The sequence below is a fragment of the Microbacterium sp. NPDC091662 genome (assembly GCF_044756705.1).
In the GTDB taxonomy this organism is placed as follows: domain Bacteria; phylum Actinomycetota; class Actinomycetes; order Actinomycetales; family Microbacteriaceae; genus Microbacterium.
Genome location: NZ_JBIVTM010000001.1, coordinates 1314493 through 1340601, shown reverse-complemented (window position 1 = coordinate 1340601; position 26109 = coordinate 1314493). Strand labels below are relative to the sequence as shown.

General features: G+C 68.3%; 29 protein-coding genes. 19 read left to right on the top strand and 10 right to left on the bottom strand.

Features of this window, described 5'->3' with window-relative positions:
• Positions 1–11 precede the first annotated feature (11 nt).
• From nrdF to ACIQLD_RS06330, 4 genes are all read left to right on the top strand, one after another.
• Positions 12–989, top strand: a complete 978-nt coding sequence (gene nrdF / locus ACIQLD_RS06345; RefSeq protein ID WP_045263442.1) for a class 1b ribonucleoside-diphosphate reductase subunit beta — start codon at positions 12–14, stop codon at positions 987–989.
• A gap of 165 nt (positions 990–1154) precedes the next feature.
• Complete coding sequence (locus ACIQLD_RS06340; RefSeq protein WP_402606373.1) at positions 1155–2897, top strand: hypothetical protein; 1743 nt, start codon at positions 1155–1157, stop codon at positions 2895–2897.
• A 9-nt stretch (positions 2898–2906) separates the two neighbouring features.
• A complete protein-coding gene (locus ACIQLD_RS06335; protein ID WP_402606370.1) occupies positions 2907–3947 on the top strand; it encodes a hypothetical protein in 1041 nt (346 codons plus the stop codon).
• A gap of 33 nt (positions 3948–3980) precedes the next feature.
• Positions 3981–4490, top strand: a complete 510-nt coding sequence (locus ACIQLD_RS06330) for a GNAT family N-acetyltransferase (RefSeq protein ID WP_402606368.1) — start codon at positions 3981–3983, stop codon at positions 4488–4490.
• A gap of 12 nt (positions 4491–4502) precedes the next feature.
• Here ACIQLD_RS06330 and ACIQLD_RS06325 read toward each other — a convergent pair whose 3' ends face one another.
• Positions 4503–5114, bottom strand: a complete 612-nt coding sequence (locus ACIQLD_RS06325) for a flavodoxin family protein (RefSeq protein ID WP_402606366.1) — start codon at positions 5112–5114, stop codon at positions 4503–4505.
• Between the two features lie 90 nt (positions 5115–5204).
• Between ACIQLD_RS06325 and ACIQLD_RS06320 the strand changes: the two genes are divergently transcribed.
• A complete protein-coding gene (locus tag ACIQLD_RS06320) occupies positions 5205–5408 on the top strand; it encodes a hypothetical protein (protein ID WP_028503256.1) in 204 nt (67 codons plus the stop codon).
• Between the two features lie 56 nt (positions 5409–5464).
• Here ACIQLD_RS06320 and ACIQLD_RS06315 read toward each other — a convergent pair whose 3' ends face one another.
• From ACIQLD_RS06315 to ACIQLD_RS06305, 3 genes are read right to left on the bottom strand one after another with little or no spacing between them, the layout of a single operon-like run.
• The gene (locus tag ACIQLD_RS06315) at positions 5465–6067 is read right to left on the bottom strand and encodes a GNAT family N-acetyltransferase (RefSeq protein ID WP_402606363.1); all 603 of its coding nucleotides are present in this window, start codon (positions 6065–6067) and stop codon (positions 5465–5467) included.
• An 8-nt stretch (positions 6068–6075) separates the two neighbouring features.
• Positions 6076–6465: a zinc metallopeptidase gene (locus ACIQLD_RS06310; RefSeq protein WP_402606361.1), complete on the bottom strand. Its 390-nt coding sequence runs from the start codon at positions 6463–6465 to the stop codon at positions 6076–6078.
• Between the two features lie 47 nt (positions 6466–6512).
• Positions 6513–6887, bottom strand: coding sequence for a helix-turn-helix domain-containing protein (locus ACIQLD_RS06305; protein ID WP_402606358.1), 375 nt, complete (start codon positions 6885–6887; stop codon positions 6513–6515).
• 157 nt (positions 6888–7044) lie between these two features.
• Between ACIQLD_RS06305 and ACIQLD_RS06300 the strand changes: the two genes are divergently transcribed.
• The 3 genes from ACIQLD_RS06300 to ACIQLD_RS06290 are packed head-to-tail and all read left to right on the top strand — an operon-like array spanning position 7045 to position 8602.
• Positions 7045–7212: an XRE family transcriptional regulator gene (locus ACIQLD_RS06300; RefSeq protein WP_402606356.1), complete on the top strand. Its 168-nt coding sequence runs from the start codon at positions 7045–7047 to the stop codon at positions 7210–7212.
• A 32-nt stretch (positions 7213–7244) separates the two neighbouring features.
• Positions 7245–8174 carry an aldo/keto reductase family oxidoreductase gene (locus ACIQLD_RS06295; RefSeq protein ID WP_402606354.1) on the top strand — a complete coding sequence of 310 codons (930 nt, stop codon included), beginning with the start codon at positions 7245–7247 and terminating at the stop codon, positions 8172–8174.
• Between the two features lie 38 nt (positions 8175–8212).
• A complete protein-coding gene (locus ACIQLD_RS06290) occupies positions 8213–8602 on the top strand; it encodes a PLDc N-terminal domain-containing protein (RefSeq protein ID WP_402606352.1) in 390 nt (129 codons plus the stop codon).
• On the opposite strand, the gene ACIQLD_RS06285 is transcribed toward ACIQLD_RS06290, so the two are convergent.
• Genes ACIQLD_RS06285 through ACIQLD_RS06275 form a run of 3 tightly spaced genes read right to left on the bottom strand, consistent with a single transcriptional unit; the run spans position 8599 to position 10865 of the window.
• On the bottom strand, positions 8599–9567 hold the full coding sequence (locus ACIQLD_RS06285) for an epimerase (protein WP_402606350.1): 969 nt from the start codon (positions 9565–9567) through the stop codon (positions 8599–8601). The genes ACIQLD_RS06290 and ACIQLD_RS06285 overlap by 4 nt on opposite strands.
• A complete protein-coding gene (locus tag ACIQLD_RS06280; RefSeq protein WP_402606348.1) occupies positions 9564–10196 on the bottom strand; it encodes a DUF4166 domain-containing protein in 633 nt (210 codons plus the stop codon). Before ACIQLD_RS06280 ends, ACIQLD_RS06285 begins: the two co-directional genes overlap by 4 nt.
• 51 nt (positions 10197–10247) lie before the next feature.
• Positions 10248–10865, bottom strand: a complete 618-nt coding sequence (locus tag ACIQLD_RS06275) for a TetR/AcrR family transcriptional regulator (RefSeq protein ID WP_402606346.1) — start codon at positions 10863–10865, stop codon at positions 10248–10250.
• Between the two features lie 108 nt (positions 10866–10973).
• On the opposite strand from ACIQLD_RS06275, the gene ACIQLD_RS06270 reads away from it, so the two are divergent.
• Complete coding sequence (locus tag ACIQLD_RS06270; protein WP_402606343.1) at positions 10974–11780, top strand: sugar phosphate isomerase/epimerase family protein; 807 nt, start codon at positions 10974–10976, stop codon at positions 11778–11780.
• On the top strand, positions 11780–12934 hold the full coding sequence (locus tag ACIQLD_RS06265) for a Gfo/Idh/MocA family protein (protein WP_402606341.1): 1155 nt from the start codon (positions 11780–11782) through the stop codon (positions 12932–12934). The genes ACIQLD_RS06270 and ACIQLD_RS06265 overlap by 1 nt, the downstream gene beginning before the upstream one ends.
• Positions 12935–12965: 31 nt before the next feature.
• Here the strand turns inward: ACIQLD_RS06265 and ACIQLD_RS06260 are convergent, their stop codons facing one another.
• Complete coding sequence (locus tag ACIQLD_RS06260; protein WP_402606339.1) at positions 12966–14159, bottom strand: ROK family protein; 1194 nt, start codon at positions 14157–14159, stop codon at positions 12966–12968.
• Between the two features lie 114 nt (positions 14160–14273).
• Here ACIQLD_RS06260 and ACIQLD_RS06255 point away from each other — a divergent pair, with 114 nt between their 5' ends.
• The 8 genes from ACIQLD_RS06255 to ACIQLD_RS06220 all read left to right on the top strand — a co-directional run bounded on the left by ACIQLD_RS06255 (position 14274) and on the right by ACIQLD_RS06220 (position 22568).
• On the top strand, positions 14274–15383 hold the full coding sequence (locus ACIQLD_RS06255; protein WP_402606336.1) for a Gfo/Idh/MocA family protein: 1110 nt from the start codon (positions 14274–14276) through the stop codon (positions 15381–15383).
• Entirely contained in the window at positions 15380–16900 is a 1521-nt protein-coding gene (locus ACIQLD_RS06250) for a sugar ABC transporter ATP-binding protein (protein ID WP_402606333.1), read from the top strand. The genes ACIQLD_RS06255 and ACIQLD_RS06250 overlap by 4 nt, the downstream gene beginning before the upstream one ends.
• Positions 16897–17991: an ABC transporter permease gene (locus tag ACIQLD_RS06245; protein WP_402606330.1), complete on the top strand. Its 1095-nt coding sequence runs from the start codon at positions 16897–16899 to the stop codon at positions 17989–17991. Before ACIQLD_RS06250 ends, ACIQLD_RS06245 begins: the two co-directional genes overlap by 4 nt.
• A complete protein-coding gene (locus ACIQLD_RS06240; protein ID WP_402606327.1) occupies positions 17988–19067 on the top strand; it encodes an ABC transporter permease in 1080 nt (359 codons plus the stop codon). Before ACIQLD_RS06245 ends, ACIQLD_RS06240 begins: the two co-directional genes overlap by 4 nt.
• Before the next feature lie 2 nt (positions 19068–19069).
• Positions 19070–20278, top strand: coding sequence for a substrate-binding domain-containing protein (locus ACIQLD_RS06235; protein ID WP_402606324.1), 1209 nt, complete (start codon positions 19070–19072; stop codon positions 20276–20278).
• A gap of 77 nt (positions 20279–20355) precedes the next feature.
• Positions 20356–21207, top strand: coding sequence for a sugar phosphate isomerase/epimerase family protein (locus ACIQLD_RS06230; RefSeq protein ID WP_402606322.1), 852 nt, complete (start codon positions 20356–20358; stop codon positions 21205–21207).
• Positions 21208–21247: 40 nt separating this feature from the next.
• Positions 21248–22255, top strand: a complete 1008-nt coding sequence (locus ACIQLD_RS06225) for a sugar phosphate isomerase/epimerase family protein (protein ID WP_402606319.1) — start codon at positions 21248–21250, stop codon at positions 22253–22255.
• Between the two features lie 19 nt (positions 22256–22274).
• Positions 22275–22568 (top strand): Dabb family protein, encoded by a 294-nt coding sequence (locus ACIQLD_RS06220; RefSeq protein WP_402606317.1) that lies wholly within the window; start codon positions 22275–22277, stop codon positions 22566–22568.
• 9 nt (positions 22569–22577) lie between these two features.
• Here the strand turns inward: ACIQLD_RS06220 and ACIQLD_RS06215 are convergent, their stop codons facing one another.
• On the bottom strand, positions 22578–23576 hold the full coding sequence (locus ACIQLD_RS06215) for an NYN domain-containing protein (protein ID WP_402606315.1): 999 nt from the start codon (positions 23574–23576) through the stop codon (positions 22578–22580).
• A gap of 2 nt (positions 23577–23578) precedes the next feature.
• Entirely contained in the window at positions 23579–24565 is a 987-nt protein-coding gene (locus tag ACIQLD_RS06210) for a Gfo/Idh/MocA family protein (RefSeq protein ID WP_402606313.1), read from the bottom strand.
• Positions 24566–24671: 106 nt separating this feature from the next.
• Between ACIQLD_RS06210 and ACIQLD_RS06205 the strand changes: the two genes are divergently transcribed.
• Complete coding sequence (locus ACIQLD_RS06205; protein ID WP_402606310.1) at positions 24672–26084, top strand: NtaA/DmoA family FMN-dependent monooxygenase; 1413 nt, start codon at positions 24672–24674, stop codon at positions 26082–26084.
• Positions 26085–26109 lie beyond the last annotated feature (25 nt).

The following is a 26109-nucleotide window of genomic DNA, read 5'->3' as shown; positions in this document are numbered from 1 at the left end:
ACGACGAAGAAATGACTCCCGAAAGACTCAAACTGGTCTCCAGCGTGCAGGCGATCAACTGGAACCGCATCCAGGACGACAAGGACCTCGAGGTCTGGAACCGTCTGGTGAACAACTTCTGGCTGCCGGAGAAGGTGCCGCTGTCGAACGACGTGCAGTCGTGGAACACGCTCACCCCCGACGAGCAGCTGCTCACCATGCGGGTGTTCACCGGTCTCACGCTGCTCGACACGATCCAGGGCACCGTGGGCGCGGTGTCGCTGATCCCCGACGCGATCACACCTCACGAAGAGGCCGTGTACACGAACATCGCGTTTATGGAGTCGGTGCACGCGAAGAGCTACTCCTCGATCTTCTCGACCCTCGCGTCGACGAAGGAGATCGACGAGGCGTTCCGCTGGTCCACCGAGAACCCGAACCTTCAGAAGAAGGCTCAGATCATCATGGATTACTACCAGGGCGACGACCCGCTCAAGCGCAAGGTCGCCTCCACCCTGTTGGAGTCGTTCCTGTTCTACTCGGGCTTCTACCTGCCGATCTACTGGTCGTCGAAGGCGAAGCTGACGAACACGGCCGACCTGATCCGCCTCATCATCCGTGACGAGGCCGTGCACGGCTACTACATCGGCTACAAGTTCCAGAAGGGCCTCGAGAACGAGACCCAGGCGCGTCGCGACGAGCTCAAGGACTACACGTTCTCGCTCATGTACGAGCTCTACGACAACGAGGTGCAGTACACGCAAGACCTCTACGACGGTGTCGGTCTGACCGAAGACGTCAAGAAGTTCCTGCACTACAACGCCAACAAGGCCCTCATGAACCTGGGCTACGAGGCGATGTTCCCCTCCAGCGTCACGAACGTGAACCCGGCGATCTTGTCGGCACTCTCGCCGAACGCCGACGAGAACCACGACTTCTTCTCGGGGTCGGGCTCGTCGTACGTGATCGGCAAGGCCGAAGCCACGGAAGACGACGACTGGGACTTCTGACAGTTCGCGCCAGCGGACATCCGCTGCACGACGACGGCCCCCGACCACGTGCGCACGAGCGCGTGGCCGGGGGCCGTCGCATGGGCGGAGGCCGATGATCGGCGATGTCATGGGGCACCCATAGAATTCGGGAATGCGCACGCACCGAAGCCGCCCCGCAGAGCCATGCCCCTGACGCGCGAGACGCTCCTCCGCGAGATGGAGACGACACTCGACCGCATCGGCGTCGGCATGAACGACTGGCCCGAGGGGGTCGACGTCACGACGCTGTCACCCCGCGGTCAGCTCGTGGCGCTGCTGCTCGTCATGGACGTGAGCCCCACACTTGTGAACGGCTGGCGATTCCGGTCCGCTGAAGACGACATCGTGCGCTTCCTGCCGCGGAAGACCCTGCCCTGGGACTCCGACACGGCTGTGTTCGCGCTGCAGGCCGCGTTGAAGGTCGACTGCATGAGTTACATCTGCGGACCGGCTCTGCGGGGCGCAGAGAAGGCGATGGCTGACGGTCACGTCGATACCGCCCTGTACGAGGCACTCGACGCCTGCGCGATCCACCTTGCCGGCCTGATGCACGGGCGGATCGCGACCCGTTGGAACGTCGACAGAGACCTCAAGACGGCCAACCGGCTGCTGGCCTCTTTCCTCCCACCCGGAGTCCTCGACCTGACGGCCGTCCACGACGGTGACGAGTGGGCGGAGCGAGCCCGGCAGTTGGCCCGCGCGCACCCGGTCGACGATGTCGAGCCCCTGATCCGCCACCTCGCGGTGCTCGGTCACAAGACCCCGTCCCAGACCTGGCAGCGACAGCTGCGGGAGGTGTTGCGTCCCGACGCCGCCCGCGCTCTCGTCGGGGAATGGGTTCGCGCGGCGCGCGAGACCGGGGTTGCCGAAGACGGTCATCTCTACGCGCCCTCGAACGAAGACCTGGTGCGGGCCGCCGTCGTCGCCGCACGCTCGATGGACGTGACCGAGGTGCCCGCCGCGGTGCTGGGTGCCCTGGTGCGGCAGGGCGCCGAGACCCGCCCTCCCTCCACGGAGTCTCTGGCGCTCCGCGTGGCCAGCGCTGCCGTCGACACGCTCGCGCAGCGCGCCGCCGACGGCGACCTGGCCGAACTGGAGACTCTCCTCGACGACATCTCCCGCCGCGACCTTCTGAAGCGCATCGGTGCCGCCCTGGGGGCGGAGGCCGTTGCGCGCGCGGAGAAGCGCGATGCGGAGCTCAAGAAGCAGAAGGCCGCCGCCGTGCGGGCGAAGGCGAGTCCCATCCCGAAGCTCCTGCGCGGAGAGGTCGACCGCATGCTGGAAGAGCACGTGAACGGCACGATGCGCGAGCTGGGCTTCCGCAAATCGGGGCGCACCTGGCGCCGGTGGGTGGATGCACGCGTGGAGGTCGTCGATTTCTACTCCAGTGATCTGTACATGAGCGTGCAGTACGGGGTGCTGTTCGAGGGGCTGCATCCCGAAGACGGCCCGGCGACGCAGCGAGATCCGAAGCGGGTGAAGCCCTTCGAGCTCGACCTGCTCGTGTCCGACACCGGATGGTTCGCTGACGACGACGTGCTCGACCTGCTCGCCGAGCGCGTGCGCACGGAGATCGTCCCGTTCCTCCAGCGCTGCGGCGACCGCACCGCGCTTTTCGAGCTGCTGCTTCACGGGGTGGGTCTGCCGCCGGTCGTCGACCGCGGGGATCCGAGGTTCCGCGACACGGACTACTCCGTGTCCTTGCGCAGGAGGCCCGCGCAATCGGGTGTCCTGCTCGGAGCGCTCGCCTGCATCGACGGCGACCGTGCCGGGGCGGAGAGCTGGCTCGGCACGGCCGATCGGCAGGTCGATCCCCTCAGCCACCACGCCACGAAGTCCGAGATCGACTACTGGCGGGAGCGCGTCGCCGCTCTGCCCGCGTCGTAGCATCGTCCGATGACCGAGGAGACCGCGGTTGAGGAGCGCATGCGTGTGAAGGTGACGCGCACGCTCGTGCGCATCCCTCTCATCGTGGGCAGCCTGCTCCTCCTCGTGGCCATAGCGTTCACGCTTCTAGGCGACGACCTGAGCTTCTTCCCGTTCCTGCTCATGCTGGTCGGCGGCTGGTGCTTCGGGTTCGCGTTCGTGAATGCGACCCTGGGCATGGTGCCCCCGCGCAACGGCGCGATCCTGCACCTCGGCGTCACCATCGTCCTCGGGGCGCTCGTCGCGTTCGTGGTGGAGTTCGGCGGAGACCTTCTCGCCCCGTTCCCCGAGGCGGTGCGCCGCGTCGCCGTGGTGCTGCAGCTCGCGGCGATACCGGCCACGGGGTGGATCTGGCTCGCACTCATCGGCCGTGTCACCGACTTCTTCGCGCGCCGGGACACGAAGAAGAAGCCGCCGCCGGTGACACCGGACTGGGAACGGGAGGAGAGTGGCGACGGGTCGATCGTGCGATTCCCCGCCATCGAGCTCCGGATGCGTGCGCTCACCCAGGCGATCGTGGCGATCGTCGTGGTCGCCGGACTGTTCGGTGTCGCACTCCTGATCGCACTCGACGACATCGTGATGCGGATGGGGCCTCGGATCGCGATCGTCCTCATGGGAATCGTGGTCGGACTTCCGGTGTACCTCGTGTTCATGGCGATCCTGCGCCGACGCACTGCGCAGTGCACGGTCGCCTTCGGGAACGAAGAGTTGCGTGTACGGGTGGGCGATGAACTCCGCACGATCCCGTTCCGGAGCCTCGAGTTCCTGCGCTGGCGGTGCCGCAGCGACTACGCGCGCATCGAGGTGCGCGGCGCCGGTGCGGATCTGTCGCTCTTCGCCGGGCTCGCCCCGCCGCCGCGAGGCTTCTCTGCCGAGCTCCCCGCCCTGCCGCGACGCGTGTATCGACGACTAGAGCTGGCCGGACTCACCGTCGAGAAGGCCCGCCGGGGCGAAGTCATCACGTTCCGCGGCCCGTCGGAGCCGTTGTCGCGCGCACCCGCGCACTGAGCGCATGTCGGTGACCCGTGCCAGGATCCGAGCATGGGAAACCTCCGACTCCGGATCTGGTCCGAGAACGACCTCGAGCTGCTGCACGCGGCCAACACCCCGGAGATGACCGCGCATCTCAACGGCCCGGAGACCGAAGACGAGATCGTGGAACGGCATGCCCGCTACCTTCGTCTGGTCGCCTCTGGCGAGGCGCGGATGTTCGTCATCGAAGACGATGCAGGGCGCTCGCTCGGATCCATCGGCCATTGGCACGTCGTCTGGCGGGAGAAGCCTGCGCTCGAGACCGGGTGGTTCGTCCGGCCCGAGGCGCAGGGGCACGGTGTGGCGTCGGCGGCCCTCGCTCTCCTCATCGACGACGCCCGTGAGCATAGGGAGAGTCGGCGCTTCCTGACGGCATTCCCCGGGGTCGAGAACCCGGCATCGAACGGGGTCTGCCGGCGCAACGGATTCACCCTGGCTGGCAGCGTCACGGAGCAGTTCCGCGGTTCCGAGCTGACCGTGAACGAGTGGGCCCTCGACCTCACGACCCTGTCGGATTGAACCCGCCCGAGGTCAGCCTGCCGGGTACTCCTGCGCCCTGAGAAGCCGGGCCAGATGCGCGGCGTTCCTCGTCGCCGTGCCGATCGCCGATGCGACCTTCTCCGGAGTCTCATCGAGATCCTTGTAGTCGACCGTGTGCATCGCCTCGCCGTTCCAGTACACCGACCCTTGGGCGGGAACCGTGAATCCGACGTCGTTCAGCGATTGGAAGAGGATGGCCGCGATGTGGTGCGCCCCGTCCTCATTGCCGACGATGCCCGCGACGGCCACCTTGTCGAACAGCGTGGGGCGTCCCCGGGCGTCCGTCTCGCCGAGCTCCGCATCGAGGCGTTCGAGCACGCGCTGTGCGACGCTCGAATGCTGTCCCATCCACGTGGGGGTGACGAACACGAGAATGTCGGCGTCCAGCACCCGTCGACGGATCTGGGGCCATTCGTCGTCGGCGCCCATGTCCTTCTCGACTCCGGGGCTGAGGGAGAGGTCGACGGCGCGGACCAGGTCTCCGGTGACGCCGTGGTCGGCCAGCGCATCGAGCAGCTGCGTCGCGAGCAGATCGGAACTGGAGGGAGCGGGCGACGGCTTCAGCGTGCACGAGACGGCGACCGCGGTGAGTGGTGTCTTCATGCTCCGAGCAGACCAGACGACGAAGAACGTGCACAGGGGGTTTCCGAGTCCGGGCTATCCTGGTAGACGGCACCGACGACAGGAGATCCCGTGATCCTCAGCTTCCTCTTCTTCATGATCCTCTTCATCGGAGGGATCCTGCTGATGGGCATCTCGTTCGGGCTGCCGGCGTTCCAGGCGCTCGCGTTCTGCGGTGGCCTGCTGCTGGTCACGCTGGCTCTCGCCTTCATCTTCCGTCAGGGCGGTTCGGCCACCCGCCGGTCGAACAACTGGTCGGGCAACGCCACCGAGTGACTCCTCGCGCTCCGCGCGTCGTCAGGCGCGACGGCTGACCGCCGACGGTCGACGGTTCACCGTCTTCTGGCGAGTCTCGCTTCGAGGTTCGCCCTGACCGCGGGCCATTCCGGCTCGATGATCGAGTACTCCACGCTGTCGCGCAGCGCGCCGTTGCGGTATCGGCTCATGGCACGCATGACGCCGTCCTGCTTGGCCCCGAGCCGCTCGATCGCCGTGCGCGACTGGAAGTTCACCCACTGCGTGGTCAGGCCCACGCGGAACACCCCGAGCGTCTCGAACGCGTGCCGGAGCAGCAGCAGCTTCGACTCCGCATTCGTTCCCGTGCCATGCGCCGACGGCCGGTTCCAGGTGAAGCCGATGTGCAGACGGGGCACGTCGGCGACGATGTCGTAGTACGAGGTGAGCCCGAGGACGCGACCAGCGGCATCGAATGCCGTGAAGGGGATCATCTCGCCCTTCTCGACGAGCCCGATCCGTCGCTCGACCTCTGCCGCGACGCCGTCGGGTGCGGGTACCGAGGTGTACCACGCCGTCTTCCACAGGTCGCCCTCTTGCACCGCCTCGATCAGTCCGTCGACGTGGGAGCGTTCGAGGGGACGAAGCTCGACCAGTTCGCCGGTGAGGGTGACGGGGGAGGGGGTGACGGGGAAGGCCATGACGCTATTCAACCAGCGACGAGGAGCGTCTGACGCAACAGCCGCTGGTAGGCCGTGACCAGCTCGATCGTGACCTCCAACTCGAAGGCCAGGCTCGCGAGATGCGGCCCGCGAACGTCTTCGGCCTCGGCATACGCGCGCGGGGTGATGAGCTGCGACGCCGCCCATTCATCGGCCTGACGCTCCTGCTGGGTGCGGATCGCGGCGGTCGGGGCGGGGACATGCCCGAGGCAGGCGTGTCCGAGCTCGTGCGCGAGCACACTGCGGGTCGTGCGGGCGCTCATCCCCGGGCTGAGGCGGATCGTGCGCGTCGCGGGATCGTAGCCACCACGCGTGCGACCGGTGCGCTCGACGACGCGCACCCTCTGTTCGTCGGCGAGACGGAGAAGGTGCTGCATGGTCGGTCCTCCTCGTGCGGGCCCACACACCGAGTCTGGTGCCCGGCCTACTCGTAGAGGTCGTCGGTGTCGGCGTCGTGTCGGACACCGGATTCGAAGGCGACCTCTCGAGTATCTTCGCGCGTGCCGGCGACATCGGGGGTGCGTCGGATCGGTGTGATGCGCGCGGTGGGGTCGCCATCGGCACGGAGACGCTCTTCTGCGCGAGCGAGCAGCACGTGGGGTTCGACGCCGAGGTCGGCACAGACCGCGTAGACGACGGGGACCGGGATCGCGCGCTTGCCCGTCACATAGTTGTCGAGAGCGCTCCGGGCGATCCCGACGCTGCGTGCCATCGCGGCGATGCTGCTCCGCGATGCAGCGATCTCCGCGCGCATCTGGCGACCGACGGCATCGTTGAACTGCTCGGCAGGTGTCTTCACCCGGCTCACCATAGCAGCGTCACGAGGCCAGAATGCCGCCATTCTGTACCATTCCATCGCCGTTCGGGTTCGTTTGGGGCGGTAGTGTAGGCGGATGGGGACAGAATTGCGTCATTTGCTGGCATCTGAGGTCGATGGGGCCCGGTTCCATGCGGGAGTGTCCTTCTCCGACCTCTCCGAGCGCTCGGGCATCGAGCCGGAGGCGCTCGGTGATCTGCTCGACGGGATGGAGGACTTCACAGTCGTTGACCTCGTGCGCATCGCCGACGTCCTCGGCGTTCCGGTCACCGCTCTGCTTCCCGGCGCCGCGACCGACGATTCCTGACGGCGTCGGTCGCGGGCGGTAGCGTGGTGAGCATGAAGACAGTGTCGTTCGGATCAGCCACCGCCCCCGCCGTCATCGCCGGCATGATGCGCATCGACGACAAGGACGACGCTCACATCCGCACGCTGTACGACACCGCCCGCGCGGCGGGCATCGACTTCTTCGATCACGCCGACATCTACGGCGGACGCATGCACCATTGCGAGGCGCGGTTCGCCGATGCCTTGCAGCTCACCCCGTCAGCGCGCGACGAGATCGTGCTCCAGACGAAGTGCGGCATCGTGCCGTCGCAGGGGATGTTCGACTTCTCGTACGAGCACATCATGGCGCAGGTCGAAGGGTCGCTCGCGGCGCTGCGGACCGACCGTCTCGACGTGCTCCTGCTGCACCGCCCCGATGCGCTCGTCGAGCCTGAAGAGGTCGCGCGGGCCTTCGATGACCTGGAGAGTGCGGGCAAGGTCAGGGCGTTCGGCGTCTCGAACCACACGCCGCGCCAGATCGACCTCCTCCGCACGGCTGTCCGACAGCCGCTGGTCGCGAATCAGCTGCAGCTGTCGATCACGCACGCGCCGATCATCGCGCAGCCGGTAGCGGCCAACATGGCCGGACAGGAGCAGAGCGTGGTGCGCGACGGCGGTGGCATCGTGGAGTACTGCCGCATCAACGGCATCACGATCCAGGCATGGTCGCCGTTCCAGGGCGGTTTCTCCCACGGGGTGTTCCTCGGCAACCCCGAGTATGCGGAACTGAACACCGTGATCGATCGCCTCGCGGCGGCGTACGACGTCGCGCCGATCGCGATCGCGACCGCCTGGATCACGCGCCACCCCGCAGGCATGCAGGTCGTGCTCGGCACCACCACGCCCCAGCGGGTGCAGGATGCGGCGGCCGGTGCCGACATCACGCTCACGCGTGCCGAGTGGTACGAACTGTTCCGCGCCGGCGGGCACCTGCTGCCGTAGCCCGAGCGGCACGTCGCGGCGTCGTCTACCCTGAACTCATGTCGTTCCTGTTCTCGCTCCTCGTCATCGCCCTGATGATCGGCGCGCTGATCGACATCATCACGCGGGACAGCTCGCTGGTGAAGTTCCTGCCGAAGCTGGCGTGGATCATCATCGTGATCCTGCTGCCGTTGATCGGGGGCCTGTTGTGGTTCGGGCTCGGCCGTGACTACGGCGAGTCCGGCATCCAGATGCCGCGTATGCGGAGGGCCGAGCGCCCCGCGGCGCCGACCGATGTACGTCCGGCCCCACCGAGGGACACCCGTACGACGGAACAGCAGATCGCCGACCTCGACCGTGAGATCGAGGAGTGGCGGCGGCGTCAGGAGATCGAGAAGAATCGCGGAGTGGACGGAGAGGGGTCGGCCGGGCCCGCAAGCTCCGCCTAAGCGACCGCCGCGCGGTCGAAAGACTCGCGGACGGCGTCTTCGAGGATCGGAAATCGGAACTCGAACCCCGCGTCCGTGAGCTTCTCCGGCAGCACCCACCGGCTCTTGAGGATCAGCTCGGTCTCGGTGCGCATGCCGATCGCTCCGAGTTCGAGCATCCATCGCGGCATCGGCACACCGATGCGCACGCCCAGCACTCGTCGGACCGTCGCCATGAACTCGACATTGTCGACCGGGTGCGGCGATGCGGCGTTGACGGGCCCCTCGAGCGACGGCGTCTGCTCGACGAAGTCGATGATGCGGGCCACGTCTTCGATGTGCACCCAACTGAAGCGCTGGTGGCCACGGCGTGCGCCTGGGAGGTGACCGGTGCCGGCGGCCCGCCGTGCAGCGCTGATCGGCCAGCGTCCGTCGTACTGGGATCCGCCGAGCCCGAACCGCGCGAGGTCTTTCACCGGACCGAGGACGCCGCCGTGGCCGAGGACGATGGCGCTGCGCAAGGCGACGCGTCGGGTGGCGGGAAGGTCGTCGGCGAACAGCGCCTTCTCCCATGCCTTGGCGACCTCGACCGAGAACCCGGTGCCGATCTCGCCGGTCGACTCGGTCATCGGACGGTCTTCCGCATGACGGTAGATGGTGGCTGTCGAGGAGTTCACCCAGAGTTCCGGAGGCGTCGAGGCGCGTGCGATCGCGGTGCTCAGGGACGCTGTCGTGTCGAGACGGGAGCGGAAGATCTCCGCGCGATTCTCCGGTGTGTAGCGACAGTTCACACTCTTGCCGGCGAGCCCGATCACCAGGGTTGCTCCGTCGACGGCGCGGTCGATCTCCACCTGGTCGCCCCAGCGGATGTCGGCGCCCGAACGGGAGATCGTGATGACCTCGCGGCCCTCGGCACGAAAGCGCGGCAGCAGGAATCTGCCCATGAAACCCGTGGATCCGCCGATGACGACCCGTCCTGCGCTCATGCGATCTGCTCCGTCTCGGAATGGTGGATGCGATAGGTGAAGTCGCCGCGGTACTCGTACACGCGGCCGAGGAGCGGAGCGTCGACCGTCAGGGACATGCACTGTCTGTGCACGGTGTCGTCGTAGCGCTCGGTGAGGCGGACCACGGGGGCCACCGCGCGGGGGATACGCACCCGCAGGCGTCCGAGACGCAGACCGACGGCGCGGCTGGTGAGGTGCAGCGCCCCCTGACGCACGTCCACATCGAAGCAGGCGGCGAGGAGAGCAGGTTCGCCGAGCTCGTCGACGACACGACCGCGTCGCGTGAGCGCGGCCGCATCGCGCATGGTCCACGGTCCGCGCGGGAACTGGAAGGTGCGCTCCCCGATCGCCCTCGAGGCGATCGTCCGGTTCTCCACGCGGAACGGCACATCGCGCTCCCATCCGGCGGCGACCACGCCGCGGCGTTCGAGAAGCCGGAGGAACGGCCACAGCCATCGGCGCGGAGTGCCGACGTGCGAGAACACCCCCTCGCCGATGCCGACGGCGCCGTCGGGGATCGCCTCGAAGTACGTGCGAAGCCGAGGGTGCAGGTCATCGATGCGCTCGCCGAGTGCCCGGGCGTAGGGGGACTGCGGCACGGGCGTCACGCTTCGAGCCTAGCCGTGTCGTCGGCGGGTCCGATCCGCCCGGCGTCGCGCTCAGGACGCTGGGCGCAGCAGTCGATCGAGGAGGGCGAGCGCCTCGTGCTGCGGCGCTGTCTCGTCGAGCAGCCACTGCGTCTGCAGGCCGTCGGATGCGGCGACGACGAGGGCGGCGACCGCATCCGGGTCGATGTCGTCGCGGATCCGGCCGTTCTCCTGCTGATGTCGGACGACATCGGCGAGGCGGGCGCGGAGGCGGGTGAATCGACCGGTGGCGAATGCGCGCGCCGCCGGATGCCCCTCCTCGAGAGCCGTGGCGACGAGCGTCGAGTAGAGCTGGACGAGCCCCGGGATCGCGCGGTTGATGCGCGCGGATTCGATCATCATCTCCACCGGCGTCGCGTCCGCCGGAGGAGAGCTGGGCTGACGCGACGGAACCGTGCTCTCTTCGTAGACGGCCACGAGGAGCTCTTCCAGTGAGCCGAAGTAGTGCGTGAGGGCCGCATGGGTGACCCCCACCTCACGGGCGATCGCCCGCAGGCTCGTGCGGTCGGCGCCGCGCTCGGCGAAGACCTCGATCGCGCGATCGAGGATCTCCTGTCGTCGAGCGATCCCCTTGGCGTAGGCGCCGCGTTGGCGGGGCGGATCGGCGTGCTCGGACGTGTCGGCGGGCATGGAGAGAGTCTAGCGAACCAAAACTTCCGTGTGGAGGTATTTGGTGATAACGTGCCTGCACGGGACAGCGGTCCCGCCACGTCACCGATGACCGAAGGAGCATGACCGATGACGATTCGGACTTCCCTGCAGCTGTTCACGATCAAGGACGAGCTGGAGGCCGACCTCGAATCCTCCCTCGCGGCGGTTGCCGCCCGCGGGTTCACCGCCGTGGAGCCCTACGATTTCGTGCGCCGCGCCGAGCCCCTCGCTGCGGCACTGTCCGCCGCCGGGCTGGTCGCGCCGTCGGGACACGCCTTCCTGGCGTCGGAATCGTTCGTGAACCCCGACGGCAGTGGCACCACGGTGCCGGTGCCGTCGCCCGCGGAGGTCTTCGCCGCAGCGAAGGTGCTCGGCATGGACACGGTCATCGACCCGTACACCGAGCCCGCACGCTGGGAGTCGGTCGAGCAGATCGAGCAGACGGCGCGACTGCTGAACGAAGCGGCGGAGATCGGCGCGACCGTGGGGGTGCGCGTCGGCTACCACAACCACGCGCACGAGCTGGAGGCCGTGTTCGACGGCGTCACCGGCCTCGAGGTTCTCGCGGGCCTCCTCGACGAGCGTGTCGTGCTCGAGGTCGACCTGTACTGGGTCGCCCGTGGCGGCGTCGACCCCGTCGCGCTGCTCGAGCGTCTGGGCAGCCGCGTCGTCGCCGTGCACGCCAAGGACGGTACGCTCGACCCCGCGCTCGCCGGTGCCTACCCGCCCGCCGATCAGGTGGCTGCGGGCGAGGGATCCGTTCCACTCGTCGAGGCGATCGCCGCTGCTCCGGCCCTCGAGCTCGCGATCGTAGAGTTCGACCACTACGAGGGCGACCTGTTCGACGCCATCGAGCGCAGCCGGGTGTACCTCGACGAGAAGGTCGCCGGCTGATGGCGGGCGGCACCCGCTCGTTCGGAGACGGTCCTGTCGGCGTCGGCATCATCGGCGCCGGGAACATCAGCGATCAGTACCTGTCGAACCTCACGACGTTCCCGGATGTGCGCGTCCTCGCGATCGGCGACCTGCTCGAGGACCGCGCGAAGGCGCAGGCCGAGAAGTACGGCGTCCCGCGCTCCGGCAGCGTCGACACCGTGCTCGGCGATCCTGAGATCGACATCGTCGTGAACCTCACGATCCCTGCCGTGCACGTCGAGGTGTCCGAGGCGATCATCGCTGCGGGCAAGCATGTCTGGACAGAGAAGCCGATCGGCGTGAGCCGCGAGGAGTCCCGCCGACTGCTGGAGAAGGCGGATGCGGCCGGTCTCCGCGTCGGTGTCGCCCCCGACACCGTGCTCGGACCGGGCGTGCAGACGGCGAAGCGGGCGATCGCACGCGGCGACATCGGCCGTCCGCTGTTCGCGCAGACCACGTTCCAATGGTCGGGGCCGGAGATCTTCCACCCGAACCCCGCGTTCCTGTACGCCAAGGGTGCGGGGCCGCTGCTCGACATGGGGCCCTATTACGTGTCGGCACTCGTGCACGTCTTCGGCCCGGTCGCCTCGGTCGCTGCCCTCGGGCTGCAGGGCACACCGACGCGCCGGGTACAGGTGGGTGAGCTGGCCGGTCAGGAGTTCCCGGTCGAGATCCCGTCGACGCTGAGCGTGCTGATGGACTTCGAACAGGGTGGGCAGGCGCAGAGCGTCTACAGCACCGACTCGCCCGTCATCCGGCAGGGGATCGTCGAGATCACCGGCACCGAGGGCACCATCGTGATCCCGGATCCGAACACCTTCGGCGGCGCGATCTCGATCACCCGACCGCTCACGCGTCTGTTCATCCCACCGGAGCCCGTCCAGCAGGACATCATCGACGTCGAGCAGGAGGGCGTGCTCTCCGGCCGCGGCGTGGGGCTGCTCGACATGGCGCGCTCGATCGCCGCCGGTCGTCCGCACGTGGCGACGGGTGAATTCGGCTACCACGTGCTCGACACGCTCCTGTCGATCGAGGAGGCGGCCGCATCGCGCAGCTTCGTCGACGTGGAGAGCGCGCTCGATCAGGTCGGTTCGATCGCTGCCGACTTCGACCCGTTCGAAGCGACGCTCTGAGCGCAGTGCGGCGTGACGGCGGGGGTGCGGATCAACGCACCTTCGCCGCCACGTAGCGGTCCACGCTCGCGGGGGAGAGAACCTCGCGGGCGACCATGATCGCCGCTCCGAGGACAGCGGCGCGATCGCCTGCCTGGGACTGCACGATCGCGAGATGCTGTGTGGCCAGCGGGATCGACCGCCGATACACGACTTCGCGTACCCCCGCCAGCAGGTGCTCGCCCGCCCGAGCGATGCTGCCGCCCAAGACGATGATCGAGGGGTTCAGGAGATTGACGACGGTGGCGAGCACCTCGCCGACGTCGCGCCCGGCCTGACGGGTCGCTTCGATGGCCGTGGCGTTCCCCGCGCGAACGAGCTCGACGACGTCTGAAGCGCTGTGTGCGTCGAGTCCTTCGTCACGGAGGGCGATCGCGAGTGCCGAACCGCTGGCGAGCGCTTCGAGGTCGCGATCATCGCCCGGTTCTCGGGTCGATCCCGCGCCCGTCGGCACCTGCACGTGACCCATGTCTCCCGCAGATCCCTGGGCACCGCGCTGCAGCTGCCCTCCAGCGATGATGCCGGCGCCGATGCCGGTGGACACCTTGACGAAGATCAGATCGTCGACCTGGGGCCAGCTCGTCGCCTGCTCGCCCAGCGCCAGGATGTTGACGTCGTTGTCGACCAGAACCGGCACTTCCAGCGTCTTCTGCACGTAGGCGGGAATGTCGAAGCGGTCCCACCCCGGCATGATCGGCGGATTCGTGGGCCGCCCCGTGGAGTGCTCGACCGGGCCGGGGACGCCGATGCCGACCCCGACCAGCGGCAACCCGTCGGCCGTAGAGGCGAGCAACGCGGCCCCGTCGGCGAGGATCATGTCGAGCAGACTCTCCGGACCGTCGCCGATGTCGATCGTGCGGGTGCGTGCGTCGAGGATGACGCCAGCCAGGTCCGCGACCGCGACGGTCGCATGCGTCGCCCCGAGATCGACGGCCAGCACGAGGCCGGCGCGCGGATTGAAGGCGACGCGCGCTGGTGGGCGCCCGCCCGTGGATGCCGCCTCGCCGGCCGGGCGGAGGAGACCGGCGGAGAGGAGCGCGTCGACGCGCAGGGCGACGGTGGATCTGGCGAGTCCCGTGAGCGCGGCGAGCTCGGCCTTCGTTCGGGCGCCCCCGTCGCGGAGGATCTGGAAGATCTCTCCGGCGCCGGAGGAGATCGCCGCAGCCGGCCTCGGAACGTCAACCATTGCGTCAGTAAACCACAGCACTTCGGCGTCTCGGCAATCGACTTCGGATTCGTCCCAGATGACTTTTGACGAAGCTCTAGCAAAAGTTGGAAGGTTTGTGTCAGAATGGGCCGCATGACAACGGATGTCACTGACACCGGTCTCGGGACGATCCGAGCCGGCATCCTCGGCGGAGGATTCATGGCCCGCGTGCATCGCACCGCGGCGCGAGACGCCGGTGGCGAACTGCGCGCGGTCGCCACCCGTTCCGCCGCAGGGGGCCGCGATGCGGCTCGGACTCTGGGCGCCGATCGGGCCGAGAGCGATGCCGCAGCGCTGCTCACGGCCGCAGACATCGACGTCGTTCACATCTGCACCCCCAACGCCACGCATGCAGCCCTGGCGCTCCAGGCGCTGAGCGCGGGCAAGCACGTCGTGTGCGAGAAGCCGCTCGCGACCACCGCGCGCGATGCGAAGACCCTCGCCGACACAGCGGCAGCGGGGGCGCGGGTCGCCGCTGTGCCCTTCATCTACCGCTACCACCCGATGGTGCGCGAGGCCAGAGCCCGGGTCGCCCGCGGAGAGGCCGGTGACCTGCTCACCCTCGATTGCTCGTACCTGCAGGACTGGATGCTCTTGTCGAGCGATGACGACTGGCGCGTGCGCTCGGAGTCGGGCGGCGCCTCCCGCGCCTTCGCCGACATCGGATCGCACCTGTGCGACCTGATCGAGTTCGTGATCGGCGAGCGGATCCACGCCTTGAGCGCACGCACCCGGCGGGTCTTCTCTGAGCGGTCGGGGCAGGCCGTCGACACCGAGGACATCGTCGCCGTGCTGGTCGAGACCGAATCCGGCGCCCTCGGCACGCTGCTCATCTCACAGATGGCCGCTGGTCGCAAGAATGCCCTCACGCTGGAGCTGCACGGATCGCGGCAGAGTCTGCGCTTCGAGCAGGAGCGGCCGGAGGAACTCTGGATCGGCATGCGCGAGGAGTCGCGGCTGCTGCTGCGCGACCCGGCCACATCCGCCCCGGATTCGGCGCGACTCCAGCGCGTCCCGGCTGGCCATTCGATGGGCTACCAGGACGCATTCAACGGATTCGTCTCCGACGTCTACGCGGCGATCGCGGGCACGGAGCCGGACGGGCTTCCGACGTTTGCGGACGGATACCGCTCTGCCGTGCTGACAGAGGCCGTGCTGGCTTCTGCGGCGGACGGCGGACGATGGGTGGAGGTGGCGGCATGATCACCACGACCCAGCCGGTCCTGTCGGTCTCCGGCGTCTGCAAGTCGTTCTTCGGCGTCGAGGTGCTCAAGGGAATCGACTTCGACGTGCGCCCCGGCGAGGTGCACGGTCTCGTCGGCGAGAACGGTGCCGGCAAATCGACCCTCATGAAGATCATCGCGGGTGTGCAGTCGGCCGACGACGGCGTGATCTCCTACCGCGGCGAAGAGGTGCATCATTCGCACCCGCGGCAGGCGATGGATGCGGGCATCGTGACGGTGTTCCAGGAGTTCACGTTGCTGCCCGAGCGCACAGTGGCACAGAACGTCTACCTCGGACGAGAGCCGCGCCGCGCAGGGTTCGTCGATCAGCGGGCCATGAACACCAGCACGGCAGAGCTGCTGGCCGACCTCGGCGTCTCGTTCATCGAGCCGCAGGCGCGCGTCGGATCGCTCACGGTCGCGGAGCAGCAGATCGTCGAGATCGTCAAGGCGCTCTCGTTCGATGCGCAGGTCATCTCGATGGACGAGCCGACCGCCGCCCTCAGCGACCGAGAGGTCGAGCTGCTCTACGCGATCATCCGCCGGCTCACCTCGCGCGGTGTCGCCGTGATCTACGTCTCGCACCGGCTGAAGGAGATCTTCGACCTGTGCGACCGGATCACCATCCTCAAGGACGGCGCTCTCGTTTCGACCGACGAGACCGCAGCCCTCACCACCGACGAGTTGGTGCGGCGCATGGTCGGCCGGTCGATCCAGTCGTACTTCCCCGACGCGCTCGAGGGCACCACGGTCGGTGAACCGCGGGTCGAACTCGATCGTTGCGGCAACGCGTACGTCGACGGGGTGTCGCTGACCCTGCGCGCCGGCGAGATCGTCGGCATCGCGGGGCTGCAGGGGTCAGGACGCACCGAACTCGTGGAAGGGGTGTTCGGCATCCAGGCGTTCACCCGGGGGTCGATGCGGATCGACGGAACGCCGACGCGGATCACGAGTGCGCGGGCGGCCGTCCGTGCCGGGCTCGCACTGGTGTCGGAAGACCGCAAGGCGCAGGGCCTCGCCCTCGGGCAGTCGATCCTCGACAACGCCCTGCTGGTGGTAAGGAGCGTCTTCGCCGGTCGTACCGCCGCGTCGCGACGTGAGGTTCCCGGTGTGCTGAGCTCGCTCGAGGTCAGTTCCCAGGGGGTCGACCAGGAGGTGCGCTTCCTCTCCGGCGGCAACCAGCAGAAGGTCGTGCTGGCCAAGTGGCTGCTCACCCGGCCGCAGATCGTGCTCTTCGACGAGCCGACGCGCGGTATCGACGTCGGTGCGAAGTACGCGGTGTATCAGCTGATGCGAGAGCTCGCGCATCAGGGGAAGGCCGTGCTGATGGTGTCGAGCGAGCTGCCAGAGGTGATCGGCATGAGCGATCGGATCCTGGTGATGCGCGACGGCGAACTCGTCGCCGAACTGCCCGCCGGTGCGGCGGAGCACGAGATCCTCGGCGCCGCGACCGGTGCGAGCGATCCCGGCACCACGGCCGAAGGGGGTGCGCGATGAAGCGCCTCCGCATCGACTCCACCGTCATCGTGCTCGCCATTCTCCTGTTCGTGATCGTCGTCGGCGCGATCCTCGTCGGCACGGTCGGGCGCAACTTCCTGAGTCCGGGCAACATCCGCGACATCCTCACCGGCATGAGCGTGCTCGGCCTCGTCGCGATCGGTCAGACGCTCGTGGTGCTCGGAGCCTCTCTCGATCTCTCGGTCACGTACGTGATCAGCCTGTCGAGCCTGCTCGCGGCGACGATGATGAACGGCAGCGCCGGCAACATCCCCCTCGCCGTGATCGGCACCCTGCTGGTGTGCGCGGGCATCGGGCTGGTGAACGGGCTCATCGTGACCGTCCTCAAGGTGAACGGGTTCATCGCCACCCTCGGTGTCGGCCTCATCCTGCAGGGCATCCTCAACACGAACTTCGAGGGGTCAGCGGGGAACGTACCGTGGGCGTTCCAACTCATCGGCGCCACCGGCCTCGGGCCGATACCGGTGTCGACGCTGATCATGATCGTGCTCGCCGTCGTCGTCTGGGTCTTCCTCAACCGCACCCGTACAGGCGCTCACCTCTACGCGGTGGGCGGCGACCCCGAGATCGCCCGACTGTCCGGCGTCGGCATCCGGATGCCGCTGATCTGGGCGCACGTGCTGTGCTCGGTGTTCGCGGGACTCGCCGGACTGCTCCTCGCCAGCCGGCTCGGCGTCGGCAGTCCGACGGTCGGTCAGCAGGGCGGTTACGCCCTCCTCTCGATTGCGGCCGTCGTTCTGGGCGGCACTCTGCTGCTCGGCGGGCGTGGCTCGGTGTGGGGGACGATCGGCGGTGTCGCGATCCTCGCGGTGGTCGACAACGTCATGAGCGTCATGCAGATCAACCCGTTCCTCAAAGACGTGGTGCGCGGCGTGGTGATCGTGGCCGCGGTGGCCGTGTACAGCCGCCGCTCGATCGTCCGTCGTCGTCCGCGATTCGGCGCCGGAGGCACGCGAACCGGCGGTGACGACGCCGCGAAGGCCGCCGAGCCCGAGATGGCGGCTGCGGTCTCCCAGCTCGTCGACGCCACACCCGATCCCGGCCCCGCTGCGGAAGGAGGGCGCTCATGAACGCACTGCGCGCACTCGTGAGCCCGCGTGGAGCAGTGTTCCTGCTGTTGGTGCTGTTGCTGGTGGCGGTCACGATCCTCAACCCGAGCTTCGCCGAGCCCGGACAGTTCATGCGCTTCATCCAGCGCGTCGCCCCGATCGCCATCGTCGCGATCGGGCAGTACTTCGTGATCATCGCCGGTGAATTCGACCTGTCGCAGGGATCGCTCATCACGGCGCAGGTCATCATCGCCGGCAACCTGGTGGGACAGGACGATTCCCGCACGATCCCGGTGCTGCTGCTGATGATCGTCTTCGCGGTGGTCGTCGGACTCGTGAACGGTCTGCTGACGACGCTGCTCAAGGTGCCGTCGTTCATCGTGACGCTCGGCATGATGCTCGCCCTCCTCGGTGGGGTCATGTGGTGGACAGGGGGAGCGGCCACGGGAAATCCCGCCGACAGCTTCCGCGAGATCGGCCGCGGCGGAATCCGCGATATCCCGTTCCTCGACTTCGTCCCGTGGGCGGTCCTGCTGCTCATCGTCTGGCTCGCCCTCGGCATCTGGATCACCAAGCGCCCTTTGGGAAAGACGCTCATCGCGGTCGGCGACAATGCTCGAGCCGTCGACTACGCCGGTGCCCGTCGGGCCTGGGTGACCACGCGCGCTTTCATCATCTCGTCGCTGTCCGCCTCGCTCTCGGCCGTGCTGCTGGTCGGATATGCCGGCGTGCACCCCTCCGTGGGGCGGGGCTACGAGTTCACCGCGATCACCGCCGTCGTCCTCGGTGGCGTCGTGCTGGGCGGTGGCCGCGGCTGGATCGTCGGCGCGGTCGCCGGCGCCTTCGCCCTCGAAGCGTTGTTCATGCTGCTGAACATCGCCGGCGTCCCCTCGACGCTGCGCGATGCCGTCCAGGGCGTCATCATCATCGCCGCAGTCGCATACTCGGCCGTCGCCTTCCGGGCACGACGGCGACGCGGCCCCCAGTCTTCTCCCGATCAGGGGAAGGAGCAGATTCCTCCACCGGGGGCTCCTGCTCGAGAGTCTGCTTCACCTGCCCTCGCCTCCGGGGGCCACACAGAAACCAGAGGAGATTAGCAATGCGACGATCAATGAAGATCGCCACCGCAGGGGTGGCTCTCTTCGGCCTCATCGCGCTCGCCGGGTGCACGACCGACCCGTCTGTTGCGCCGGTGGAGTCGGACGATCCCGATGCGACGGCGGAGACGACCGAGTGGTTCGACCAGGAGCTCTTCGACAAGCAGGACGAGGAGCGCGGCGTGAATCCGCAGGGACCGGCGGGTGAGCCGTACCTCCAGCACATCAACGCCGAGATGGTAGACACCTCCGAGTTCGCCAGCGAGGGGGCCAAGAAGGCCTGCTTCGCGAACGCCTCGATCTCGAACCCGTGGCGTCAGACCGGGTGGATCACGATGAACCAGCAGCTCGAGGCGCTGCAGGGCGTCGGGGCCATCAGCGACATGGAGACCCGCGACGCGAAGGACTCCGACGACACGCAGATCGCCGACATCGACTACTTCATCTCGGAGGGCGGCTGCGACGTCTTCCTCATCTCGCCGAACAGCACGGCGGCGATGACACCTGCCGTCGAGCGGGCGTGCGACACCGGTAAGCCGGTCATCGTGTTCGACCGTGGCGTCAACACCGACTGCCCTGTCACCTTCATCCACCCGATCGGCGGCTTCGCCTGGGGCATCGACACGGCGGAGTTTCTGATCGACAACCTCGAGAAGGGCGACAAGGTCGTGGCACTGCGCATCCTCCCGGGTGTCGACGTGCTGGAGCACCGGTGGGCGGGCGCCGAGAAACTCTTCGACGAGGCGGGGATCGAGGCCGTGGACTACTTCACGGGCGCGGACCCCGCCGAGATCAAGAGCATCATCAGCGACGAACTCGCCAAGGGCGACGTCGACGGCATCTGGATGGACGCCGGTGACGGCGCGGTCGCAGCCATCGAGGCATTCGAGGACGCGGGAGCGGACTACCCGGTCATGACCGGAGAGGACGAGATGAGCTTCCTCCGCAAGTGGAAGGAGACGGGGCTGACCGGACTCGCGCCGGTGTACTCCAACTTCCAGTGGCGCACTCCGCTGCTCGCGGCGCAGATGATCTTCGCCGGCACCGAGGTGCCGAAGGAGTGGGTGCTGCCCCAGAAGCCGATCACGGAACCGGAACTCGACGACTACCTCAAAGCCAACGAGGGCATGCCCGACGGGCACTACGCCAAGTTCGGCGGGGAGAACCTTCCCGGCTACCCGACGGTGTGGCAGGAACGGCAGATCCCGTAGCCGAGGCGATCCCGCCCTTCCGCTCCACACCCGTGGAGTGGGAGGGTGGGATCGACTTCACGATCACAAGGACAACGATGCCCCGCACGATCGCCGTCAACACCTGGGTGTGGACGTCTCCGCTGACCGATGCCACGCTCGAACCGCTCGCCCGGAAGGCCGCAGACTTCGGGTACCAGGCACTGGAGCTGCCGCTCGAGAGCGTCGGAGACTGGGACCCGGCGCGGGCGCGCGAGGTTCTCGATACGGTCGGTCTCGCTGCGATAGTGGTGGGAGCCATGGGCCCCGATCGTTCGCTGCTGGCCCGCGCCGGTGACGTCGGCGCGACACAGGACTATCTCCGTTCCTGCATCGCTGCCGCGCAGACACTGGGCGCTCGGGTCGTGGCCGGCCCGTTCTACGCCCCGACCGGCGTGACCTGGCGGATGGATGCGGGGGAGCGTTCGGCGGTCGCGGGAGAACTGCGTGAGAATCTGTCCGCGCTGGCCGAAGAAGCCGCAGCGGCGGACATCACCCTCGCGATCGAACCGCTGAACCGCTACGAGACCAGCGTGCTCAACACGGTCGAGCAGAGCCTGGATGCGCTCGGCCCGCTGATCGGCCCCGGGCTCGGACTCGCTCTCGACACATACCACCTCAACATCGAGGAGAAGAAGCCGGACGACGCGATCCGCACGGCCGGAGCGGCGATCGCGCACGTGCAGGTGTGCGGCAGCGATCGCGGAGCAGTCGGTGACGACCACACCGACTGGCCGGGCATCCTCCGCGCGCTCGACGATGCCGCCTACCGAGGCCCGCTGGGACTGGAGAGCTTCACCGGGGAGAACGCGACGATCGCGGTCGCGGCCTCCGTGTGGCGACCGCTCGCGCCGAGCCAGGACGACCTCGCCGTCCGCAGCATCGCGGCGTTGCGCGCCTTCGGTACGTGAGCGTGCACGACCCGAACGAGTCCGAGACGAAGGAGTCCTCATGACGAGTCACCCGGTCACCCTGTTCACCGGACAGTGGGCGGATCTGCCCTTCGAAGAGGTTGCGCGGCTCGCGGCCGGCTGGGGGTACGACGGCCTCGAGGTAGCCGCGTCCGGGGATCACCTCGATCTGCAGCGCGCCGATGAGGACGACGCCTATGTGGCCTCCCGCAGGGAGATCCTCGATCAGCACGGGCTGAAGATCTTCGCGATCTCGAACCATCTCGCCGGTCAAGCCGTGTGCGATGCGCCCATCGACTTCCGCCACCAGGCGATCCTGCGCGACTACGTGTGGGGCGACGGCGAGCAGGAGGGCGTCAGGCAGCGCGCCGCCGAGGACATGAAACGTGCAGCACGGGTGGCTCGCAAGCTCGACGTCGACACCGTGGTCGGGTTCACCGGCTCGTCGATCTGGCCGTATCTGGCGATGTTCCCGCCGGTTCCGGCAGCCGTCATCGAGGGCGGGTTCGAGGACTTCGCTGCCCGCTGGAACCCCATCCTCGATGTGTTCGACGGAGAGGGCGTGCGGTTCGCGCACGAGGTGCACCCGGGAGAGATCGCATACGACTACTGGTCTTCGGTGCGTGCGCTGGAGGCGATCGAGCATCGGGAGGCCTTCGGATTCAACTGGGATCCCTCGCACATGATGTGGCAGAACGTCGACCCCGTCGGCTTCATCGTCGACTTCGCAGACCGGATCTATCACGTGGACTGCAAGGACACCCGGCTGCGTCCGCGCAACGGCCGGGCCGGCGTGCTCGGCTCGCACCTGCCGTGGGGTGACCCGCGGCGCGGCTGGGACTTCGTCTCGACGGGGCACGGCGACGTGCCGTGGGAGGACGCGTTCCGTGCTCTGGACGCGATCGGCTACACCGGACCCATCTCGATCGAGTGGGAGGACGCCGGCATGGACCGACTGCATGGTGCGCCCGAAGCGCTGGAATTCGTGCGGTCGCTGCTGTGGCCGAAACCCGAGGCCTCGTTCGACGCCGCGTTCAGCAACCAGTGACTCTCGGAACAGGAACTCCATGTCGATCCAGCACACCGTCGTCTTCCGCCTGATCCACCCGGCCGGGTCTGCCGAGGAACGGGAGTTCCTGGCGACGGGGCACGCGGTCCTGACCTCGATTCCCGGCGTCGAGGACTTCACCATCCGCCGCCAGGTGAGCGCGAAGAGCGACCTCAGCCATCAGTTCTCGATGGTGTTCGCCGACCGGCACGCCTACGCCGCGTACGACAGGCACCCCGTGCACCGGGCGTTCGTGTCGGAGCGCTGGGTGCCCGAGGTCGCGGAGTTCCAGGAGTACGACTTCGTGGAATGACGCCGTCTGTCAGACGGCGGGCTCGCGCAGACGGACGAGCCGCTCGTGCCCGGTCTCCTCGAGCTCGGCGATGTCGTCACGCGACTTCAGGAAATCGGAGAACGAGCGGTAGCCGAGGGCCTTCTCGCTGAACGACGGGTCCATGCGGCGCATGTGCGTCTTGACCGCGGAGCTGTGCAGCCATTCGTCGGCATCGGCCTTGTCGTGACCGAGGCGCAGCGCGCGCTCCAGCAGCTGGGTCGCCACCTCCTGATCGTCCACCTTGTCCTCGACCCTGGGCTCTTCCGTCTTGGGTGCAGACTTGGCGCGCGTGCGCTTCGAAGCGGTCTTCGTCTTCGCGGCGGGCTCGGCGACGCTCTCCGTGGCGGCGTCGGCGACCGCGGCGGGCGGCTCCGCCACGACCTCGGCTTTCGCGGCGACGACGGGAGCGGCCTTCACGGGGCGGACCACGCCGGGCAGCGAGTCGTACGACTCGAACTCGTCGCACGCGGCGGCCAGCGACTTGGCGGTCGAACCCGACACCCCGACGCCGATCACATAGCGGCCGAGACGTTTGCAGCGCTGGGCCAGTGGCACATAGTCGCTGTCGCCCGCCACGATCACGACGTGGGTGAGATCGGGCAGCCGGAACATGTCCTCGACGGCGTCGACCGCGAGCCGGATGTCGGCACCGTTCTTGGCGTAGGCGGCGGCCGGGAACAGCTGCACGAGGTCGACGGCGCGGGCCACGAGCTGCGAGCGGTAGACCGCGTTCACGGGGGACGACCAGTCGGCGTAGGCCCTCGTGAGCACGAGTGTGCCGAACGAGGCGGCGTAGTCGATGATGGCGCCGACCTCGATCATCGCGCGGCTCAGCCGGTCGGTGACCTCGGGGTCGTTCGGATTCTCGCTGATCCGCTGACGATCCTTGCCGTAGGCGTTGCGGCCGTGCACACGGTCATACCAGGAGATGACGATGTTGTCGAAGTCGAGGTAGACGGCGACGCGGGCATCGGTGGTCTCCGCCATGATCAGACCTCCTCACGGGGATAGCGGACGCCGATCTGCGCCCTGATCTCGTCGAGGGTGCCCATGATCGCGACGCTCTCGGTGATCGGCAGGATGTCGCCCTCGAGGATGCCGTCACGCACCAGTCGCTCGGCGGCGAGCGCCTGGAACTGCATGCCGCGACCTTCGACGTCGGAGGTGTAGGTCTCCTGCACCGTCCCGTCCGGCAGGACCAGGCGGAAGGTGGTGGGGCTGTACCAGACAGTGTCGATGTCGATGCGGGCGGCCGTGCCGATGATGCTCGCGACGTTGGGTCCCGCTGCCCGCGACGACGACAGGCTGGTCGAGATCGCTCCGCCGTCGTGGGTCATGACGGTGGCGACCTCGGAGTCGGCTCCCGTCTCGACGAGTCGGCCGACCGCACGGATGGTGCTCGGGGCGCCGAGGATGTCCCAGATGAAGGAGATGGGGTAGATGCCGAGGTCGAGCAGCGCGCCGCCACCGAGGTCGAGAGCGTTGAGGCGGTGCGTGGGGTCGGAGGGCAGCAGCTGCGTGTGGTCGGCGCTCACCGCGCGGATCTCGCCGAGGGCGCCGTCGGCGATGAGCTCGCGGATGCGGACCATGTGCGGCAGGTAGCGAGTCCACATCGCCTCCATGACGAGCAGACCGCGCTCGGCGGCCAGCGCCTGCAGGTCTTCCGCTTCGGCACGGTTCAGGGTGAACGCCTTCTCGGCGAGCACGTGCTTGCCGTTCTCGAGCGCGAGACGGGCGTTCTCGTGGTGCATCGGGTGCGGCGTCGACACGTAGATGATGTCGACATCGGGGTCGGACACCAGGGCCTCGTACGAGGCGTGCGCGTGGGGGATGTCGAAGCGGGCGGCGAAGGCGTCGGCCGACTCCTGTGAGCGGGATCCGACGGCCACGAGGTCGAGCCCCGCGGTTCTCAGATCGGACGCGAATGCGCCGGCGATACCGCCGGTCGCGAGGATTCCCCACCGAAGACCTGTCATGGTCTCAGCGTAGGGGGTGTGCCGGCTGTGACGGACTGTTACATCCCGTGACGCCCGGCATCGGCGCCGTGGCAGCGGGGACCCGACGGCTCCTACCGTGACGGGCATGACCGAACCCCTCATCATCGGCGCCATGGTGCGCACCCTGGGCGCGTATCCGTCGGGTTGGCGCCAGCCCGGTGCACACCGCGACCCCGCGACCGACGCCGACATCCTGCGCCACATCGCGCGGGAGGGGGAGGAAGCCGGTCTCGACTACCTCTTCTTCGGGGACTGGCTCGCCACCGGTCCGGATCTGGAGTTCCGCGACCCGTACCTGCTGGCCCGTATCGACCCCGTGAGCGCCGTGCTCTTCCTCGCCGGGGTGACCTCGCGGATCGGCCTGATCGCCACGGTCAACACCACCTACGCCGACCCGTACACGACCGCGCGCTCGCTGGCCTCCCTCGACGTGCTCACCCGTGGCCGCGCCGGCATCAACCTCGTCACCGGTGCCGAGCCGCGTGCGGCGGGCAACCACGGTCGTGAGGCACACGCCGACAATGAGAGCCGCTACGACCGGGCAGAGGAGTTCGTCGAGGCCCTGCGCCGGCTGTGGGACTCGTGGGGCGAGGACGCCTGGATCGCCGACGCCGACCGCGGGGTGCTGATCGACCCGGAGGCGCTGCGTGCCGCCGACCTGCAGGGGGCGCAGGTGCGCGTCACGGGTCCGCTCAACGTCGCGCGCCCGCCGCAGGGACAGATCCCGATCGTGCACGCGGGCACGTCGCCGCGCTCGAGGACTCTCGCAGCCACCGAGGCCGATCTCGCGCTGACCGCCGCACCCACGCTGGCCGACGCGATCGCGACCCGTCGGCTGCTGCGCGACATCGCGGCGGAGGCCGGACGATCGCCGGACGCGCTGAAGGTGATCGCGCCGGTGCTCCCCGTCGTCGCGGACACGGATGCCGACGCGCGACGCATCGTGGAGAGGCTGCTCGCCCTGGTGCCGCTCGCCGAGGGACACCAGGCGGCCAGATCGGCGTTCCCGTCGAACCGCACCGTCGCCGCACTCGCCGACGCGCTCGATGTCGCGGTCGACGACCCGCTGCGTTCCTCGACCTTCGACGCGCCGGTGACTTCCGCCGAGGCCCTGCGGCTGGGAGAACGCGGTGCCGCGCTGATCGAGCGCCTCGGTCTCATCGCCGGGCTGCGCGTCTCGGGTCCTCGCGTCTCGGGATCAGCCGTCGCGCACGGCGATCCGCTCACGTGGCGGCATCTGGTCGCCGCCCATGCCGTGCCCGCGGCCTTCGTCGTGGGAGACGCGGTGACGGTCGCTGACCACTTCGAGACCTGGCGTGACGAAGGCGCCGCAGATGGATTCAACGTGCTGTCGGCCTTCCAGCCCGCACAGTTCGAGGCTTTCACGCGGCAGGCGGCCCCTGAGCTGCGCCGTCGCGGACTGCTGCGCGACGCGCACGAGAGCACCGGAGCGACGCTCCGCGACCGTCTGCGCATTTCCTCGTATGTCGACGCGTGACCACACGTTTCGCCACGCGACATCC

What these genes read in the sequence shown, in the direction of transcription:
- ACIQLD_RS06325 (WP_402606366.1), bottom strand. Translation starts at nt 5,114, where the DNA reads ATGAAGACACCACTCACCGCGGTCGCCGTCTCGTGCACGCTGAAGCCG.
- ACIQLD_RS06235 (WP_402606324.1), top strand. Translation starts at nt 19,070, where the DNA reads ATGCGACGATCAATGAAGATCGCCACCGCAGGGGTGGCTCTCTTCGGC.
- ACIQLD_RS06240 (WP_402606327.1), top strand. Translation starts at nt 17,988, where the DNA reads ATGAACGCACTGCGCGCACTCGTGAGCCCGCGTGGAGCAGTGTTCCTG.
- ACIQLD_RS06245 (WP_402606330.1), top strand. Translation starts at nt 16,897, where the DNA reads ATGAAGCGCCTCCGCATCGACTCCACCGTCATCGTGCTCGCCATTCTC.
- ACIQLD_RS06260 (WP_402606339.1), bottom strand. Translation starts at nt 14,159, where the DNA reads ATGGTTGACGTTCCGAGGCCGGCTGCGGCGATCTCCTCCGGCGCCGGA.
- ACIQLD_RS06290 (WP_402606352.1), top strand. Translation starts at nt 8,213, where the DNA reads ATGTCGTTCCTGTTCTCGCTCCTCGTCATCGCCCTGATGATCGGCGCG.
- nrdF (WP_045263442.1), top strand. Translation starts at nt 12, where the DNA reads ATGACTCCCGAAAGACTCAAACTGGTCTCCAGCGTGCAGGCGATCAAC.
- ACIQLD_RS06210 (WP_402606313.1), bottom strand. Translation starts at nt 24,565, where the DNA reads ATGACAGGTCTTCGGTGGGGAATCCTCGCGACCGGCGGTATCGCCGGC.
- ACIQLD_RS06250 (WP_402606333.1), top strand. Translation starts at nt 15,380, where the DNA reads ATGATCACCACGACCCAGCCGGTCCTGTCGGTCTCCGGCGTCTGCAAG.
- ACIQLD_RS06335 (WP_402606370.1), top strand. Translation starts at nt 2,907, where the DNA reads ATGACCGAGGAGACCGCGGTTGAGGAGCGCATGCGTGTGAAGGTGACG.
- ACIQLD_RS06215 (WP_402606315.1), bottom strand. Translation starts at nt 23,576, where the DNA reads ATGGCGGAGACCACCGATGCCCGCGTCGCCGTCTACCTCGACTTCGAC.
- ACIQLD_RS06230 (WP_402606322.1), top strand. Translation starts at nt 20,356, where the DNA reads ATGCCCCGCACGATCGCCGTCAACACCTGGGTGTGGACGTCTCCGCTG.
- ACIQLD_RS06295 (WP_402606354.1), top strand. Translation starts at nt 7,245, where the DNA reads ATGAAGACAGTGTCGTTCGGATCAGCCACCGCCCCCGCCGTCATCGCC.
- ACIQLD_RS06340 (WP_402606373.1), top strand. Translation starts at nt 1,155, where the DNA reads ATGCCCCTGACGCGCGAGACGCTCCTCCGCGAGATGGAGACGACACTC.
- ACIQLD_RS06220 (WP_402606317.1), top strand. Translation starts at nt 22,275, where the DNA reads ATGTCGATCCAGCACACCGTCGTCTTCCGCCTGATCCACCCGGCCGGG.
- ACIQLD_RS06255 (WP_402606336.1), top strand. Translation starts at nt 14,274, where the DNA reads ATGACAACGGATGTCACTGACACCGGTCTCGGGACGATCCGAGCCGGC.
- ACIQLD_RS06225 (WP_402606319.1), top strand. Translation starts at nt 21,248, where the DNA reads ATGACGAGTCACCCGGTCACCCTGTTCACCGGACAGTGGGCGGATCTG.
- ACIQLD_RS06265 (WP_402606341.1), top strand. Translation starts at nt 11,780, where the DNA reads ATGGCGGGCGGCACCCGCTCGTTCGGAGACGGTCCTGTCGGCGTCGGC.
- ACIQLD_RS06315 (WP_402606363.1), bottom strand. Translation starts at nt 6,067, where the DNA reads ATGGCCTTCCCCGTCACCCCCTCCCCCGTCACCCTCACCGGCGAACTG.
- ACIQLD_RS06270 (WP_402606343.1), top strand. Translation starts at nt 10,974, where the DNA reads ATGACGATTCGGACTTCCCTGCAGCTGTTCACGATCAAGGACGAGCTG.
- ACIQLD_RS06275 (WP_402606346.1), bottom strand. Translation starts at nt 10,865, where the DNA reads ATGCCCGCCGACACGTCCGAGCACGCCGATCCGCCCCGCCAACGCGGC.
- ACIQLD_RS06310 (WP_402606361.1), bottom strand. Translation starts at nt 6,465, where the DNA reads ATGCAGCACCTTCTCCGTCTCGCCGACGAACAGAGGGTGCGCGTCGTC.
- ACIQLD_RS06285 (WP_402606350.1), bottom strand. Translation starts at nt 9,567, where the DNA reads ATGAGCGCAGGACGGGTCGTCATCGGCGGATCCACGGGTTTCATGGGC.
- ACIQLD_RS06330 (WP_402606368.1), top strand. Translation starts at nt 3,981, where the DNA reads ATGGGAAACCTCCGACTCCGGATCTGGTCCGAGAACGACCTCGAGCTG.
- ACIQLD_RS06205 (WP_402606310.1), top strand. Translation starts at nt 24,672, where the DNA reads ATGACCGAACCCCTCATCATCGGCGCCATGGTGCGCACCCTGGGCGCG.